Here is a 14453-nt window from a genome sequence, read left to right as displayed (position 1 = left end):
AGGGCATGACCGCAGCTTCCCCCGCGCAGCAGCCCGATCCCCTCCTCCCCGGCCCGTCCGACGACCTCTGGCCCGCCCCCTTCGCGCGCGGTGCCGTCGACGCGACCGTCACGGTGCCCGGGTCGAAGTCGGTCACCAACCGCGGCCTGATCCTGGCCGCGCTCGCCGCGGAGCCGGGCTGGCTCCGCCGCCCGCTGCGCTCGCGCGACACCCTGCTGATGGCCGAGGGTCTGCGTGCCCTCGGGGTGGGGATCGAGGAGACGGTGTCGTCCAGCTCCTCCGCCGCGGGCGGCCCGGACTCCGCCGGCGAGGCCTGGCGGATCATCCCGGCCCCGCTGCGCGGCCACGCGTCCGTGGACGTCGGCAACGCGGGCACGGTCATGCGCTTCCTGCCGCCGGTCGCGGCGCTCGCCGACGGTCCGGTGCGCTTCGACGGCGACCCCCGCTCCCACGAGCGTCCGCTGCACGGTGTGATCGACGGGCTGCGCGCGCTGGGCGCGCGGATCGAGGACGACGGCCGCGGCGCGCTGCCGATGACCGTGCACGGCTCCGGCGGTCTGGACGGCGGCACGGTCGAGATCGACGCCTCCTCGTCCTCCCAGTTCGTCAGCGCCCTGCTGCTGTCCGCGCCCCGCTTCAACCAGGGCGTGGAGGTACGTCACGTGGGCGCCACACTGCCCTCGCTGCCGCACATCCGGATGACGGTCGACATGCTGCGCGCGGTCGGCGCCCAGGTCGACGAGCCGGAGCACGGCGGCGCCCCGAACGTCTGGCGGGTCACCTCCTCGGCGCTGCGCGGCCGGGACCTGGTGGTCGAGCCGGACCTGTCGAACGCGCAGCCGTTCCTGGCGGCGGCCCTGGTGACCGGTGGCCGGGTGACGATCCCGGACTGGCCCGCGCGGACCACCCAGCCCGGTGACGAGCTGCGGCGGATCTTCACCGAGATGGGTGGTTCCTGCGAGCTGACCGAGGAGGGGCTCACCTTCACCGGTACGGGCCGGATCCACGGCATCGACGTGGACCTCGGCGAGGTCGGCGAGCTGACCCCGGGCATCGCGGCGGTCGCGGCCCTCGCGGACTCCCCCTCCACCCTGCGCGGCGTGGCCCACCTGCGCCTGCACGAGACGGACCGGCTGGCGGCCCTCACCAAGGAGATCAACGAGCTGGGCGGGGACGTCACCGAGACCGAGGACGGCCTCCACATCCGCCCGCGCCCGCTGCACGGCGGCGTGTTCCACACGTACCACGACCACCGCATGGCGACGGCCGGGGCGATCATCGGCCTCGCGGTCGACGGTGTGCTCATCGAGGACGTCGCCACCACGGCCAAGACCTTGCCGGACTTCCCCGAGATGTGGACCGGAATGCTCGGAGTCTGAACCATGCGGCGTTACGGGAAGCACACCGACGAGGACGACATCCGCCAGCGGCCCAACCGCAAGGGGACCCGCCCCCGGACCACGATCCGGCCGAAGCACGAGGACGCGGTCGAGGGCATGGTCCTCACCGTGGACCGGGGCCGGCTGACCTGTCTGGTCGAGGACCGGGTCGTGTTCGCGATGAAGGCGCGCGAGCTGGGCCGCAAGGCGGCCGTGGTCGGTGACCGGGTGTCCCTCGTGGGGGACCTGTCGGGCGAGAAGGACACGCTGGCCCGGATCGTGCGGATCGGGGAGCGCAGTTCGGTGCTCCGCCGCACGGCCGACGACGACGACCCGTACGAGCGGGTCGTGGTCGCCAACGCCGACCAGCTGGCGGTCGTGACCGCGCTGGCCGACCCCGAGCCGCGCCCCCGCCTGATCGACCGCTGCCTGGTGGCGGCCTTCGACGGCGGGCTCGAACCCTTCCTGGTGCTCACCAAGTCGGATCTGGCGCCGCCGGAGAAGCTCCTGGAGCTCTACGGGGCACTGGACATCCCGCACGTGGTGGTGAACCGCGAGGAGCTGTACGACGGCGGGGCGGCGGACCGGGTGCGCGCGTACCTGGACGGCCGGGTCACGGCGTTCGTGGGGCACTCGGGTGTCGGCAAGACGACCCTGGTCAACGCCCTGGTGCCGGAGGACAAGCGCCGGATCACCGGCCATGTGAACGCGGTGACGGGCCGCGGCCGGCACACCACGACCTCGGCCCTGGCGCTGCCGCTGGACGTGGTCGACGGCTGGGTCATCGACACGCCCGGCGTGCGGTCCTTCGGCCTGCACCACGTCGACCCGTCCCGGGTCATCCACGCCTTCCCCGACCTGGAGCCGGGCACGGAGAACTGCCCGCGGGCGTGCAGCCACGACGAGCCCGACTGCGCGCTGGACGCCTGGGTGGCGGAGGGTCACGCCGATCCGGCGCGGCTGTACTCGCTGCGGCGGCTGCTCTCCACCCGGGAGCGACGCGAGGGCGACTGAGTCCTCGTGCGCGGTCGGCCGCCACGAGCACGTGCATAATCACACGGAGCGGGCCCAATCGGACGAAGCGGTCACCGACGGCGTGGGAGGCACTGACGATGGCGTGGCTGCTGGTGGTGGTCGCCGGCCTGCTGGAGACGGGCTTCGCGGTGTGCCTGAAGCTCTCGCACGGATTCACCCGGCTCTGGCCGACGGTCGCCTTCGCGGCCTTCGCCCTCGGCAGCTTCGGCCTGTTGACGCTGGCGCTGCGGAAGCTGGACGTGGGGCCCGCCTACGCGGTGTGGACGGGCATCGGGGCGGCCGGGACGGCGATCTACGGCATGGTCTTCCTCGGCGATCTGGTCTCCACGCTCAAGATCGTCTCGATCACGCTGGTGATCGTGGGCGTCATCGGCCTCCAGCTGTCCGGCTCCACGCACTGACCGCCCGCGCCCGGCAGGGCCGGCGCGACGACATGGCTGAGCGCGAGCCGTACGGCGATCTCGCACCCCGCCGCCCAGCGCTCCCCCGCGCAGGCGGCGGTGGCGGCGACCAGTTCGCCCGGCGCGGGCAGCCCGGCGTCGGCGCGCCGCTGCGCGGGAACGGGAGCGGGCCGGGCGCCCGGGCGCGCGGGGCGGGGCCGCGGCAGCCCGTCCTGCCAGGCTCCGGTGAGCAGCGCCCGCAGTATCGGGCGGTCGGCGGCCCGGGCGACGGTCCACTCGGCGAGGGCGACGAGGTTGCGCTCGGGCGGGGCGGGGGTGGCGAGGAGCCGGCGGGCGCCGTTCAGGAAGGCGTCGGCCTCCCGGCGGGCGAGGGCGCGGGCGAGCCCCTCCTTGCTGCCGAACTCGTTGTAGAGGGTCTGGCGGGAGACCCGGGCCGCGGTGGCGAGGTCCACCATGCGCACGGCGGACCAGGGCCGGTGCGCGAGCGCGGTGAGCGCGGCGTCGAGCAGGGCCTCGCGGGCAGTCGGCATGGGCGCCTCCGTCGTACGGTGCGGTACTCAGCGTCGGCAGGCGGCCACGCGCTGTCAAGGGCCGTCGGGGGGTCGTTCCCCGGCGGGGATAGAGTGCCGCCATGGCCGACTACCACGATGACCTGCGCCTCGCCCACGTCCTGGCGGACGCCGCCGACGCGGCCACCATGGACCGCTTCCAGGCACTCGACCTGAAGGTCGACACCAAGCCGGACATGACCCCGGTGAGCGAGGCCGACAAGGCCGCGGAGGAGCTGATCCGGGGCCAGTTGCAGCGCGCCCGGCCACGGGACGCGATCCTGGGCGAGGAGTACGGCGTGGAGGGCTCGGGCCCGCGCCGCTGGGTGATCGACCCGATCGACGGCACGAAGAACTACGTGCGCGGGGTCCCCGTCTGGGCGACCCTGATCGCGCTGATGGAGGCCGGGGAGACCGGCTTCCAGCCGGTCGTGGGCGTGGTCTCCGCCCCGGCCCTGGGCCGCCGCTGGTGGGCGGCGAAGGGGCTCGGCGCCTACACGGGCCGCAGCCTGGCCTCGGCGAGCCGGATCCAGGTGTCGAAGGTGTCGTCCCTGGCGGACGCCTCGTTCGCGTACTCCTCGCTGAGCGGCTGGGAGGAGCGGGGCCGGCTGGACGGTTTCCTGGACCTCACGCGCGCGTGCTGGCGGACCCGGGCGTACGGCGACTTCTGGCCGTACATGATGGTCGCCGAGGGCTCCGTGGACATCTGCGCCGAGCCGGAGCTGTCGCTGTGGGACATGGCGGCGGTCGCGATCGTGGTGCAGGAGGCCGGCGGCACGTACACCGGTCTCGACGGGCGCCACGGCCCGCACAGCGGGAACGCGGCGGCGTCCAACGGCCTGCTCCACGGCGAGCTGCTGAGCTACCTCAACCAGCGGAACGTCCAGGACTGAGCGTCCCGGCCGGCGGACGCCCGGGGGCCGGGCGCGACCGCCGGCGGGGCGTCGACGGGCCGTCGACAGGGCCGACCCATGGGCGCCCGGCGGGGCGTCCGGGGGCCGAGCGCCCTCGGCGCTCCCCAGGGACGCCTCGCACGCCCTCTTGTCGGGTCCCTCCCCCGGTGCGACTCTGAGGACTCCCCCACTTGTGAACTTGTGCGCTGTTCATCAGGCGCCTCGGGTGCCGGAGTTCTCGTTGAACGGTTCACCAAGGAGGTGGTTCCATCCATGCTCGTCCGTGACGCCATGAGCACGATCGTCCTCACCCTCGGCCCCACCCACACCCTCCGCCAGGCGGCCCGGCTGATGGCGGCCCGCCGCGTCGGCGCGGCCGTCGTCCTGGACGGCGACGCCCACGGGCTCGGCATCCTCACCGAGCGCGACATCCTCAACTCGCTGGCCAGGGACCAGGATCCCGACCGCGAGACCGCCGGATCCCACACCACCCACGACGTCGTCTTCGCCGCGCCGACCTGGACCCTGGAGGAGGCGGCCGAGGCGATGACCCGCGGCGGCTTCCGTCATCTGGTGGTCCTCGACCACCAGGGGCCCGTCGGGATCGTCTCCGTCCGCGACATCATCCGCTGCTGGATCCCGCTGCACAGCGTCGCCGGATGAGCCCGGCTCGCCGGGCGCGCGGGCCGTGCCGGGAGTCCTGAACACGAGAACGGGCCGGGCTCCCGTACGGAAGTCCGGCCCGCTCTCTTATCTACGGCAAGCGCCCTCAGCCACGCAGGGCCTGGACCGCGGCCTCCAGCCGCTTGCCGAAGTCACCGTCCGCCTGGCGGAAGTTGTTGATGGCCCGCTCGGCGATGTCGTCCCGCGAGACCTTGGCGATGAAGCCCGCCAGGTTGTCGACGAGACGGCCCTTCTCGTCCTCCGACATCAGGCGGTAGAGGTTGCCCGCCTGCACGAAGTCGTTGTCCTCGGAGTGGATCGGCGCCGGCTGGTCGCCGGTGACGCCCGTGACCGGGACCGGCTGCCACAGCGGGCGGTCGATCTGGTGCGGGCCGCCGAAGCTGTTGGGCTCGTAGTTCTTCGTGCCCTTGTGGCGGCCGTCGTAGAGGAAGCCGTCACGGGAGTGGGTGCGCGCCTCGGTGGCGTGCGGGCGGTTCACCGGCAGGTGGTCGGCGTTGATGCCGACGCGGTAGCGGTGGGCGTCGCCGTAGGCGAAGAGGCGGCCCTGGAGCATCTTGTCCGGGGACGGGCCGATGCCGGGCACGAAATGGGCCGGACTGAAGATGCTCTGCTCGACCTCGGCGAAGATGTTCTCCGGGTTGCGGTTGAGCTCCAGCTTGCCGATCTCGATCGGCGGGTAGTCCGCGTGCGGCCACACCTTGGTGAGGTCGAACGGGTTGAAGCGGTAGTTCGCCGCCTCGGCCGCCGGCATGATCTGGACCTGCACGGTCCAGCTCGGGAAGTCGCCGCGCTCGATGGCCTCGCGCAGGTCGCGCTGGTGGCTGTCGGGGTCCTCGCCCGCGAGCTTGTTGGCCTCTTCCTGGGTGAGGTTCTTGATGCCCTGGTCGGTCTTGAAGTGGTACTTGACCCAGAAGACCTCGCCGGCCTCGTTGTTCCACTGGAAGGTGTGGGAACCGAAGCCGTCCATGTGGCGGTAGGAGGCGGGGATGCCGCGGTCGCCGAAGAGCCAGGTCACCTGGTGGGTCGACTCCGGCGAGAGGCCCCAGAAGTCCCAGACGTTGTCCGCCTCCTGCGAGCCGGTGTACGGGTCGCGCTTCTGGGTGTGGATGAAGTCGGGGAACTTGATGGCGTCCCTGATGAAGAACACCGGGGTGTTGTTGCCGACGAGGTCGTAGTTGCCCTCTTCGGTGTAGAACTTCAGGGCGAAGCCGCGCGGGTCACGGACGGCGTCCGCCGCGCCCAGGTTGCCGGCGACGGTGGAGAAGCGCAGGAAGGTCTCCGTCTGCTTGCCCACCTCGGAGAGGAACTTCGCCCGGGTGTACTTCGTGACGTCCGCGGTCACGGTGAAGGTGCCGTAGGCACCGGCGCCGCGGGCGTGCACCACGCGCTCCGGGATGCGCTCGCGGTTGAAGTGGGCGAGCTTCTCGAGCAGCAGCTGGTCCTGGACGAGGACCGGACCGCCGACGCCCGCCGTCTCGCTGTTCTGGTTGTCGGCGACCGGCGCGCCTGCCTCGGTGGTGAGCGGTCCCTGGGTCACGTGCGCCTCCTGCGTCATTCCTGCGTGTCCTGTCGTCGGCCGGGCCGTGGACGAAACCCTTGGCCGATGCCAGGATCGATCCTACGATAGACAATGTCTAAGTCAAGTGAACTTCCAAAGTCACACCCGTTCGGGACGGAGTCCCCCGACTGTTAGGCTGGTGCGCATGAGTGACCTGTTGGAACGACTGCGCGGACGCGGCTGGCGCATGACAGCGCAGCGCCGCGTCGTGGCCGAGGTCCTGGACGGTGATCACGTGCATCTGACCGCCGACGAGGTCCACGCACGTGCCGTGACGAGGCTGCCCGAGATCTCCCGGGCGACCGTCTACAACACCCTGGGCGAGATGGTCTCGCTCGGCGAAGTTATGGAAGTCGCGACGGACGGCCGCGCCAAGCGGTACGACCCGAACGCCCACCGACCGCACCAGCACCTGGTCTGCGGCCGCTGCGGCGCGATCCGTGACGTCCACCCGGCGGGCGACCCGCTGGCGGACCTGCCGGCCTCCGAGCGCTTCGGTTTCACGATCTCCGACGTGGAGGTCACCTATCGGGGCATCTGCCCGGGCTGCGCGTCGACCGCGTGACCCGTCGGTGATCCCACCGCGATGATCCGAGGAAGCCCCCGCTCCGGCGGGGGCTTCCTTCATGCCCCGCCCGTTTCATGTCCCGCCCGTCCTCAGCACCCCCGACGCACGACGAAGGCCCGGATCCTGAGGATCCGGGCCTTCGTCGCTACTGAGTAGCGGGGACAGGATTTGAACCTGCGACCTCTGGGTTATGAGCCCAGCGAGCTACCGAGCTGCTCCACCCCGCGTCGGTGAACACCACCTTACGGGACCCCTTCGACCAGCGCAAATCCGTTAAGCGGTGAGCTCCTCGTGCAGCGCCTCGCTCAGCCGGGCCGCGCGCTCGGCCACCTCGGCCGGGCCCAGCTCGACCGCCCGGGCGCACCAGCGGCGCCCCTCGGTGAGCTCGCCGCGCCGCGCGGCGAGCAGGGCGAGCCGCAGCGCGGCCCGGCCGTGACCCGCCCGGGCGGCCCTGGTCCACCAGAGCGCCGCCTCCCGCTCGTTCCCCTCCCGGGCGAGCAGCAGCCCGAGGTTGAAGGCGCCGTTGCGGCTGCCGGCGTCCGCGGCCTCCCGGTACCAGCGGGCGGCCTCCGCCAGGTCCCCCCGCGCGGCGGCGAGCATGCCCACCCGGACCTGCGCGCGCCGGTGCCCCTGCTCGGCGGCCCGCTCGTACCACTCCTCGCACTCGGACTTCTCGTCCCGGGGAGCGCCGAGCACGGCGGGGCCGGGCTCGGGGCGCCGGGCGTCGAGCACCGTCGCCAGCCGGAAGGCGGCCTCGGCGCTGCCCCCGCCGGCCGCGCACCTGAGGTGCCGCTCGGCGGTCTGCTCGTCGCCGTCCCGCAGCGCGGCGATGCCGACCTGGAGCGCGGCCTCGGTGTGGCCGGCGGCCGCGGCCCGCTCGTACCAGACGAGGGCCGCGGCGTCGTCGTCCCGGCCCGCGTAGAGGATGCCCAGGTTGAAGGCGGCGTCCACGCTGCCGGCCTCGGCGGCCTTGGAGAACCACGGCTCGGCGCCGTTGGCGTCGCCCGCCTGCAGCAGCAGGACCGCGAGCGCGTTGGCGGCTTCGCGGTGGCCCGCGTAGGCGGCCCGGCGGTACCACTGCTCGGCCTGCGCGATCCGGTCCTGGGCGGCGCACAGCAGACCCAGGTTGTAGGCCCCGTTGACGTCACCCGCGTCCATCGCCGCCCGGTACCAGCGCTCGGCCGTCTGCTGCTCGCCCCGGGCCGCGTGCAGGGCGCCCAGCGCGTTGGCCGCGTTGCCGTCGCCGTCCTGGGCGGCGCGCAGCCACCAGACGGCCGCGCTCTCCTCGTCACCGGCGTCGCGGAGCAGGAAGCCCAGGGCACAGGCGGCCCGGGACTCGCCCTCCTTGGCGGAGCTGAGGTACCAGCGGCCGGCCTCCTTGAGCTCGCCGCGCTTCTCCAGGAGCGCGCCGAGATGCAGCGCCGCCCGGCGGTGTCCGCGGGCGGCGGCCTGGCGGAACCACTGCTCCGCCTCGGCGAGTTCGTCACCGGGCTCGACGAGACCGGTCACCCCGCCCGGGCCCGCGCCGGCGGCGGAGGACACGGCGGCGGCGCCGGGCAGCCGGGTGCTCGAGGCGCTCTCGTGCGGGCCCCGGGAGGCGGCCGTGGCGCGCCGCTCCAGGGCGAGGGCGAGCCGGTAGGCGGCTTCGCGGTGGCCCTGCTCGGCGGCGGCGCGCAGCCAGCGCTCGGCGCCGACGTCGCTGCGGTGCTCCAGGAGGTCGGCGAGGGCGTACGCGCCGAGGGCGTGGCCCTGTTCGGCGGCCTGGCGCAGCCAGTACTCGGCGGCGGGCTCGTCGCCGCGTTCGCGGTGGTGGCGGCCGAGCGCGTGGGCGGCGGGCGCGGAACCGGCGACGGCGGCGACCCGCCACCAGCCGGCGGCCTCGTCGGGGTAGCCGCGCTGGTGCAGCAGGACGCCGAGGTTGTTGGCGGCGGCCCGGTCCCCTTCGGCGGTGGCGGCGCGCAGGTACGGCTCGGCGCCGTCGAGGTCGCCGCGGCGCAGCAGCAGGGCGCCGAGGGCGCTCATGGAGGCGGTGTCACCGCGCTCGGCCGCACGCCGGTGGCGTGCCTCGGTCTCGGCTTCCGTCTCGTGCTCGGTGTCGGGGTCGGCGTCGGGGGTGGGGGTCCGGGGCTCGGCGGTGGCGTCGGGGACCGCGTCGACGGCCCTCACTGCCTCGATGATCTCGTCCGCGGCATTTCTGGCGTGCCGCTGCACAAACCGCCCTGTCTCCAACAGAGTTGCCCTGTCCCCCATAAATACCATCGTCGCACCACCCACAACCCGCGCACACCTGGTATACCGCAGCCAGTGAGGTCACCTCAGCGTTTTGTCGACATGCCCACAGAGAGACAAGTCAAACACGACTCACGCCAACTCGCCCCCTCCGTACCGCCCTTCGCGTCCCCACCGCCACCCCGACACGCGACGAGGGCCCGGATCCTTATGGATCCGAGCCCTCGTCCTGAGTAGCGGGGACAGGATTTGAACCTGCGACCTCTGGGTTATGAGCCCAGCGAGCTACCGAGCTGCTCCACCCCGCGTCGGTGAAACCACAGTATCACGACGCGGGGGGCAGATGCGCAGGTCAGCCGCCGGAGCCCTCGGCGGGCGGGGTGGCCGGGGCGCTCGGCTTGAGCTTCGCCCCCGCCTCGGCCGCCCGCTGGAGCGCCGTCTGGAGCTCCTCCTGCGCCTTGCCGTACGCGGACCAGTCCTGCTTCTGCAGGGCCGCCTCGCCGGCGTCGTACGCCTTCTGCGCGTCGGCGATGGCCTGCTTCAGCTCGGCGTCGGCCGAGGCCGGCGGCGGGGGCGTGGTGCCCGGCGGCGGGGGCGTCGGCGTGCTCGGCCCCTCCACCCCGAAGACCGCGTTGAGCGCCGCGGTGAGGTTGTCCTCGAAGACGGTGACGTCCTTCGTGGTGTCACCGCCCGGCTGGTCCGCGTCCACGTAGGACACCGCGACCTTCTTCAGCAGCGGGTAGAGCGCGTTGCGGCCCTGCGCGTACACCGGCTCCACGTACAGGAATCCGCCGTCGAGCGGCACGGTGAGCAGGTTGCCGTACTGGATGTCGGAGTCGGCGCCCCGCATGTCCCGGACGAACTGGGCCACGGACGGCAGACCGTTCAGCTTGCTCTGCACCTGGGCAGGTCCCGGCACGTCCTCGGTGACCCGCAGGAGTCTCATCCGGCCGTACTCCTTGCTGGTGGCGTCGGCGTCGACCGCCATGAAGCCGCCCAGGTTGGGCCGCCCGTTCGGCGTGAACGTCGTCGTCAGCGAGAAGCGCTGCGCCGTGTCCCCGGGCATCTTCATGCTCAGGTAGTACGGCGGGACCGCGTTGCCCTCCTTGTTGGTCGGGTCGTCCGGCACCTGCCAGGCGTCCGAACCGCTGTAGAACTGCGCGGGGTCGGTGACGTGGTAGCGGGTCAGCAGCTCGCGCTGCACCTTGAACATGTCCTGCGGGTAGCGCAGGTGCTCCATCAGGGGGCCGCTGATCTCGGACTTGGGCTTGACCGTGTCCGGGAACGCCTTCATCCAGGTCTTCAGGACCGGGTCCTGGGTGTCCCACTGGTAGAGGGTGACCGAGCCGTCGTACGCGTCGACGGTGGCCTTCACCGAGTTCCGGATGTAGTTGACCTGGTTCTGCTGGGCGACGACCGCGCGCTGCTGGTTGCCGACGGTCAGCGAGTCGGCCGTCGTGTCGCCGAGCGTGGTGCGCGAGGCGTACGGGTAGCCGTTGGTGGTCGTGTAGGCGTCGACGATCCACTGGATCCGGCCGCCGACGACCGCCGGGTAGGCGTCGCCGTCGATGGTCAGCCAGGGGGCGACGGCCTCGACGCGCTCCTTCGGCGTGCGGTTGTAGAGGATCCGCGAACCGTCGCCGATGGCTCCCGAGTAGAGGATCTGCGGCTCGCTGAAGGCCACCGCGTACGCGGCGCGGTTGAAGGCGCTGGAGAGGCTGACGCCGCTCTTCTCCTTGTAGCTGGTGGTCTTCTCGCCGTTCTCCTCGTAGTCGAGCTCCTTCTGGGGGCCGCCCACGATCGAGTACTGGTCGGTCTTCTCGCCGTAGTAGATCCGCTGCTCGTACGTCTTCAGCTCACCGGTGGTCGGCAGACCGGACTCGGTGAAGACCGGCGAGCCGTTGGCGTCGGTCTGCGTACCCGTGGCCATGATCGCGCCGTAGCCGTGGGTGTAGGTGAAGTGGTCGTTGATCCAGTTCCGCTTCGGGATGCCGCGGATGTTCAGCTCCCGCAGACCGATCACGGTGTCCTTGCCCTGGTAGCGGTCCACGTCCAGGGTCATCGGGAACTGGTAGTACTTCCGCTTCTGCTCCAGCTGCTGGAACGTGGGCGAGACGATGTTCGGGTCGAGCAGGCGGTAGCTGGCCGCGGTCTGCGAGTCGGCGCGCAGGCGGTCCTTCGCCTTGACCGTCGACTTGCCCGAGTAGTTCTCCGGCTTCGCCCCGTCGATCGCGTACGCCTTGCGGGTCGCGTCGATGTTCTTCTGGATGTACGGCGCTTCCTTGGCCTGCTCGTTCGGCTGGACCTGGAACTTCTGCACGATCGCCGGGTAGAGGCCGCCGATCAGGACCGCGGAGAGCACCATCAGGCCGAAGCCGATGACCGGCAGCTGCCAGGTGCGGCGCCAGAGCGTCGCGAAGAACAGCACGGCGCAGATCGCGGCGATGCAGAACAGGATCGTCTTCGCCGGCAGGTAGGCGTTGGCGTCGACGTACCGCAGGCCCGTCCAGTTGCCGGTCGCCTTGAAGTCGCTGGACTTCACCGCCAGGCCGTACCGGTCGAGCCAGTACGCCACGGCCTTGAGCGAGACGAAGACGCCGAGCAGCACCGAGAGGTGCCCGGTGGCGGCGGCCGTGGCCCGGGCGCCCGGGCTGGTGATCCGCAGCCCGCCGTACAGGTAGTGCGTGAGGGCGGCGGCGATCAGCGACAGGATGGTGGCGGCGAAGCCGAAGGCCAGCAGGAAGCGGTACCAGGGCAGGTCGAAGGCGTAGAACGCCACGTCGAGACCGAACTGGGGATCCTTCTGACCGAACTTCACCCCGTTGACCCACATGAGCCAGGTGCGCCACTGGCCGGAGGCGGAGGCGCCGGCGATCAGGCCCACCAGGGCGGTGACCGCGAGCAGCACCCACTTCTTGAACGGGGCGATGCCCATCCGGTAGCGGTCGAGGCTCTGCTGCTCCAGCGACATCGCGCTGAGCGGCGGCCGCAGCCGGTGGGCCAGCCAGATGTTGAGGCCGACGGCGAACGCCATCAGCAGACCGAAGACCGCGAAGAGGCCGATCTTGGTCCAGAGGGTGGTGGTGAACACGGACGAGTAAGCGACCGAGCGGTACCAGAGCCAGTCCGTCCAGAACCCGGCGAACATCACGAACGCCATGGCCAGAACGGCCAGCACCCCGAGTGTCATGAGCAGGGTCCGGGCCCGCCGGGACGGCCGGCCGACTCTCATCCTTGGCCCGGACGGGCCTCCGCCGCGGTCCGGCATCTGGAAAGCCAACGTGCGCCCCTCGATGTTGATGCGTCTGAAAGCAGGCCCCGCGATCCTAGAGCCCACTGGTGCAACTTACTGAGGCTTTACCTAGTTCCCGTCTTCGGGGGAAGAGGAGGCAGGATATTGGTCATGTCCAACGTTTCCCCCTCCGGGCCGCCCATGGCCTCCAGTCCCCTCACCCGCGCGGTTCTCGAGATCGACGAATACGCGTCGGGTCTCGGCTGGGACCAGCCCGCCCGCCTCTTCGCCCTGGTCGACACCGCGCGGCTGCGCGCCCAGGAGCCCGCCCTCGCCTCGCAGCTGGGGCTCGGCGAGGACGCCACCGCCTACACCCCGATCGAGCAGGACAAGCTGCCCCGGGGGAAGGCCCTCGACGAGTTCCTCGGCACCATCGCCTGGCCGGACGCGGTCGCCGGCTGCGCCCTCACGGTGGAGCGGCTGATGCTGCCCCCGTCGGCGGAGGCCCAGGTGCCGCAGGGCATGAGCGAGAAGCAGCTCGCCGCGTGGGTGGCCGCGCACCCGGACCGGCAGGAGGTGCGGATGACCGTGGCCGTGCTGCGGAACGGGGCGCGCGAGGCGGCGATCCGGCTGCGCGAGAAGGACTCCCCGACCGAGGTCCTGACCGGCCCCGACCTGGTCCCGGGCCTGGCGGAGGCCCTGGCGGCCACCTTCGAGGGCTGACCTTCCACGTCCATGCCGAGGGGCGCCCGGTCGTCGTGACCGGGCGCCCCTCGGCGTCCCGTCCCCCCGCGGGGGCGGGTGCGTCAGCCCTTGGCGCAGCCCGGCAGGGACCGGGTGTCGCCCGCCCGGAGCTTCGCCAGCGAGGTCATGGCGTCGTCGATGGTCCTCACTTTGATGAGCGTGAGCCCCTCGGGCGTGTCGGAGGCGGCGGACTCGCAGTTGTCGGCCGGCGTGAGGAAGTACGTGGCGCCCGCCTTCCGCGCGCCGACGAGCTTCATCTCGATGCCGCCGATCGGGCCCACCTCGCCCTTGTCGTCGATGGTGCCGGTGCCGGCGACGAACCGGCCGCCGGTGAGGCTCTCCGGGGTCAGCTTGTCGACGATGCCGAGGGCGAACATCAGACCGGCGCTGGGCCCGCCGACGTCCGCCAGGTTGATGTCGATGGTGAAGGGGAAGGCGTGGTCGGTGCCGGCCTGGATGCCGACGATCGCCCGGTCGCCCTCCTCGGAGGTGGTGGTCCTGACGACCACCTTCCGGGTCCCGGTGGGCTCCTTGCCGGCCTTCTCCGCCTCGGCCGCCTCCTTGGCGGGGACGAGGGTGAACTCGACGTCCTGGCCCGGCTTGCGCTTGGTGACCTGCTTCGCGACGTCACCGGGCTCGGTGACCGGCGTGCCGTCGACGGCCTTGATCACGTCACCGGCGTGCAGCTTGCCCTCGGAGGGGGAGCCCTTGACGACGGTGGCCACGACCACGCGCGTGGTGAAGGGGATGCCCAGCTCGCGGAGGGCCGCCACCTTGGCGCTCTCCTGCGACTGGCTGAACTCCTCGGCGTTCTCCTGGCTCGACTCCTCCTCCGTCTTCCCGTTCGGGTAGAGGGTGTCGTGCGGCACCACCACGTTGTCGTGGGCCAGCCAGCCGTAGACGGCCTCGACGGCGTTCATCTTGTAGTCCGCGCTGGTGACCCGGACCGTCGTCATGTTGAGGTGACCGTCGGTGGGGTACGTCTTCCGCCCCGAGATCCGCAGAACGGGCTCGCCCCGGGCCTCTCCGAGGGTGTTGACCGTGGGGCCGGGGCTCATCTCCGCGTACGGCACCGGGATCAGGACGCCCGCGATGAGCAGGCAGATCAGAACCAGGGTGGAGGCGAGCATCGTCGCGGTGCGGCGTGGCATGGAACGACAGTACGGGACTCGCCTGTGGGTG

12 protein-coding genes and 2 tRNA genes are annotated in these 14453 nt (G+C 71.9%); 7 read left to right on the top strand and 7 right to left on the bottom strand.

Annotated features, from left to right (window positions below):
• Window positions 1-5: 5 nt before the first annotated feature.
• The 3 genes from aroA (at window position 6) to ABTY40_RS14400 (ending at window position 2815) form a co-directional block, all read left to right on the top strand.
• Window positions 6-1379: a 3-phosphoshikimate 1-carboxyvinyltransferase gene (aroA, locus tag ABTY40_RS14410; RefSeq protein WP_352059787.1), complete on the top strand. Its 1374-nt coding sequence runs from the start codon at window positions 6-8 to the stop codon at window positions 1377-1379.
• A 3-nt stretch (window positions 1380-1382) separates the two neighbouring features.
• Complete coding sequence (gene rsgA, locus ABTY40_RS14405; protein WP_352059786.1) at window positions 1383-2393, top strand: ribosome small subunit-dependent GTPase A; 1011 nt, start codon at window positions 1383-1385, stop codon at window positions 2391-2393.
• Window positions 2394-2491: 98 nt separating this feature from the next.
• The gene (locus ABTY40_RS14400; protein ID WP_309054198.1) at window positions 2492-2815 is read left to right on the top strand and encodes a DMT family transporter; all 324 of its coding nucleotides are present in this window, start codon (window positions 2492-2494) and stop codon (window positions 2813-2815) included.
• On the opposite strand, the gene ABTY40_RS14395 is transcribed toward ABTY40_RS14400, so the two are convergent.
• The gene (locus ABTY40_RS14395; RefSeq protein WP_352059785.1) at window positions 2707-3345 is read right to left on the bottom strand and encodes a TetR/AcrR family transcriptional regulator; all 639 of its coding nucleotides are present in this window, start codon (window positions 3343-3345) and stop codon (window positions 2707-2709) included. The two genes, ABTY40_RS14400 and ABTY40_RS14395, sit on opposite strands and share 109 nt — an antisense overlap.
• A 101-nt stretch (window positions 3346-3446) precedes the next feature.
• Between ABTY40_RS14395 and hisN the strand changes: the two genes are divergently transcribed.
• Window positions 3447-4256, top strand: a complete 810-nt coding sequence (gene hisN / locus ABTY40_RS14390) for a histidinol-phosphatase (protein WP_352059784.1) — start codon at window positions 3447-3449, stop codon at window positions 4254-4256.
• Between the two features lie 273 nt (window positions 4257-4529).
• Window positions 4530-4919, top strand: a complete 390-nt coding sequence (locus ABTY40_RS14385; protein ID WP_309054201.1) for a CBS domain-containing protein — start codon at window positions 4530-4532, stop codon at window positions 4917-4919.
• Window positions 4920-5025: 106 nt separating this feature from the next.
• Here ABTY40_RS14385 and ABTY40_RS14380 read toward each other — a convergent pair whose 3' ends face one another.
• A complete protein-coding gene (locus ABTY40_RS14380) occupies window positions 5026-6477 on the bottom strand; it encodes a catalase (RefSeq protein WP_352059783.1) in 1452 nt (483 codons plus the stop codon).
• A gap of 166 nt (window positions 6478-6643) precedes the next feature.
• Here ABTY40_RS14380 and ABTY40_RS14375 point away from each other — a divergent pair, with 166 nt between their 5' ends.
• On the top strand, window positions 6644-7063 hold the full coding sequence (locus ABTY40_RS14375) for a Fur family transcriptional regulator (protein ID WP_352059782.1): 420 nt from the start codon (window positions 6644-6646) through the stop codon (window positions 7061-7063).
• Between the two features lie 156 nt (window positions 7064-7219).
• On the opposite strand, the gene ABTY40_RS14370 is transcribed toward ABTY40_RS14375, so the two are convergent.
• The 4 genes from ABTY40_RS14370 to ABTY40_RS14355 all read right to left on the bottom strand — a co-directional run bounded on the left by ABTY40_RS14370 (window position 7220) and on the right by ABTY40_RS14355 (window position 12563).
• Window positions 7220-7293, bottom strand: a tRNA-Met gene (locus ABTY40_RS14370).
• A 46-nt stretch (window positions 7294-7339) separates the two neighbouring features.
• Complete coding sequence (locus ABTY40_RS14365; RefSeq protein ID WP_352059781.1) at window positions 7340-9325, bottom strand: tetratricopeptide repeat protein; 1986 nt, start codon at window positions 9323-9325, stop codon at window positions 7340-7342.
• Window positions 9326-9529: 204 nt separating this feature from the next.
• Window positions 9530-9603, bottom strand: a tRNA-Met gene (locus ABTY40_RS14360).
• A gap of 44 nt (window positions 9604-9647) precedes the next feature.
• Window positions 9648-12563 (bottom strand): UPF0182 family membrane protein, encoded by a 2916-nt coding sequence (locus ABTY40_RS14355; protein ID WP_345287140.1) that lies wholly within the window; start codon window positions 12561-12563, stop codon window positions 9648-9650.
• Window positions 12564-12698: 135 nt separating this feature from the next.
• Between ABTY40_RS14355 and ABTY40_RS14350 the strand changes: the two genes are divergently transcribed.
• On the top strand, window positions 12699-13250 hold the full coding sequence (locus ABTY40_RS14350; RefSeq protein ID WP_352059780.1) for a PPA1309 family protein: 552 nt from the start codon (window positions 12699-12701) through the stop codon (window positions 13248-13250).
• Between the two features lie 83 nt (window positions 13251-13333).
• Here ABTY40_RS14350 and ABTY40_RS14345 read toward each other — a convergent pair whose 3' ends face one another.
• A complete protein-coding gene (locus ABTY40_RS14345; RefSeq protein ID WP_352059779.1) occupies window positions 13334-14422 on the bottom strand; it encodes a YlbL family protein in 1089 nt (362 codons plus the stop codon).
• Window positions 14423-14453: the final 31 nt, after the last annotated feature.

Origin of the sequence: Streptomyces sp. NPDC126503, assembly GCF_040302405.1 — a bacterium.
Taxonomy (GTDB): domain Bacteria; phylum Actinomycetota; class Actinomycetes; order Streptomycetales; family Streptomycetaceae; genus Streptomyces; species Streptomyces gulbargensis.
Note: the sequence above shows the minus strand (reverse complement) of the source record. Positions and strands in the feature narration are given on the sequence as shown.

Bases quoted from the DNA above. Each gene is read 5' to 3' on its own strand.
- aroA (WP_352059787.1), top strand. From the start codon at position 6: ATGACCGCAGCTTCCCCCGCGCAGCAGCCCGATCCCCTCCTCCCCGGC.
- rsgA (WP_352059786.1), top strand. From the start codon at position 1,383: ATGCGGCGTTACGGGAAGCACACCGACGAGGACGACATCCGCCAGCGG.
- ABTY40_RS14400 (WP_309054198.1), top strand. From the start codon at position 2,492: ATGGCGTGGCTGCTGGTGGTGGTCGCCGGCCTGCTGGAGACGGGCTTC.
- ABTY40_RS14395 (WP_352059785.1), bottom strand. From the start codon at position 3,345: ATGCCGACTGCCCGCGAGGCCCTGCTCGACGCCGCGCTCACCGCGCTC.
- hisN (WP_352059784.1), top strand. From the start codon at position 3,447: ATGGCCGACTACCACGATGACCTGCGCCTCGCCCACGTCCTGGCGGAC.
- ABTY40_RS14385 (WP_309054201.1), top strand. From the start codon at position 4,530: ATGCTCGTCCGTGACGCCATGAGCACGATCGTCCTCACCCTCGGCCCC.
- ABTY40_RS14375 (WP_352059782.1), top strand. From the start codon at position 6,644: ATGAGTGACCTGTTGGAACGACTGCGCGGACGCGGCTGGCGCATGACA.
- ABTY40_RS14365 (WP_352059781.1), bottom strand. From the start codon at position 9,325: ATGGTATTTATGGGGGACAGGGCAACTCTGTTGGAGACAGGGCGGTTT.
- ABTY40_RS14355 (WP_345287140.1), bottom strand. From the start codon at position 12,563: ATGCCGGACCGCGGCGGAGGCCCGTCCGGGCCAAGGATGAGAGTCGGC.
- ABTY40_RS14350 (WP_352059780.1), top strand. From the start codon at position 12,699: ATGTCCAACGTTTCCCCCTCCGGGCCGCCCATGGCCTCCAGTCCCCTC.
- ABTY40_RS14345 (WP_352059779.1), bottom strand. From the start codon at position 14,422: ATGCCACGCCGCACCGCGACGATGCTCGCCTCCACCCTGGTTCTGATC.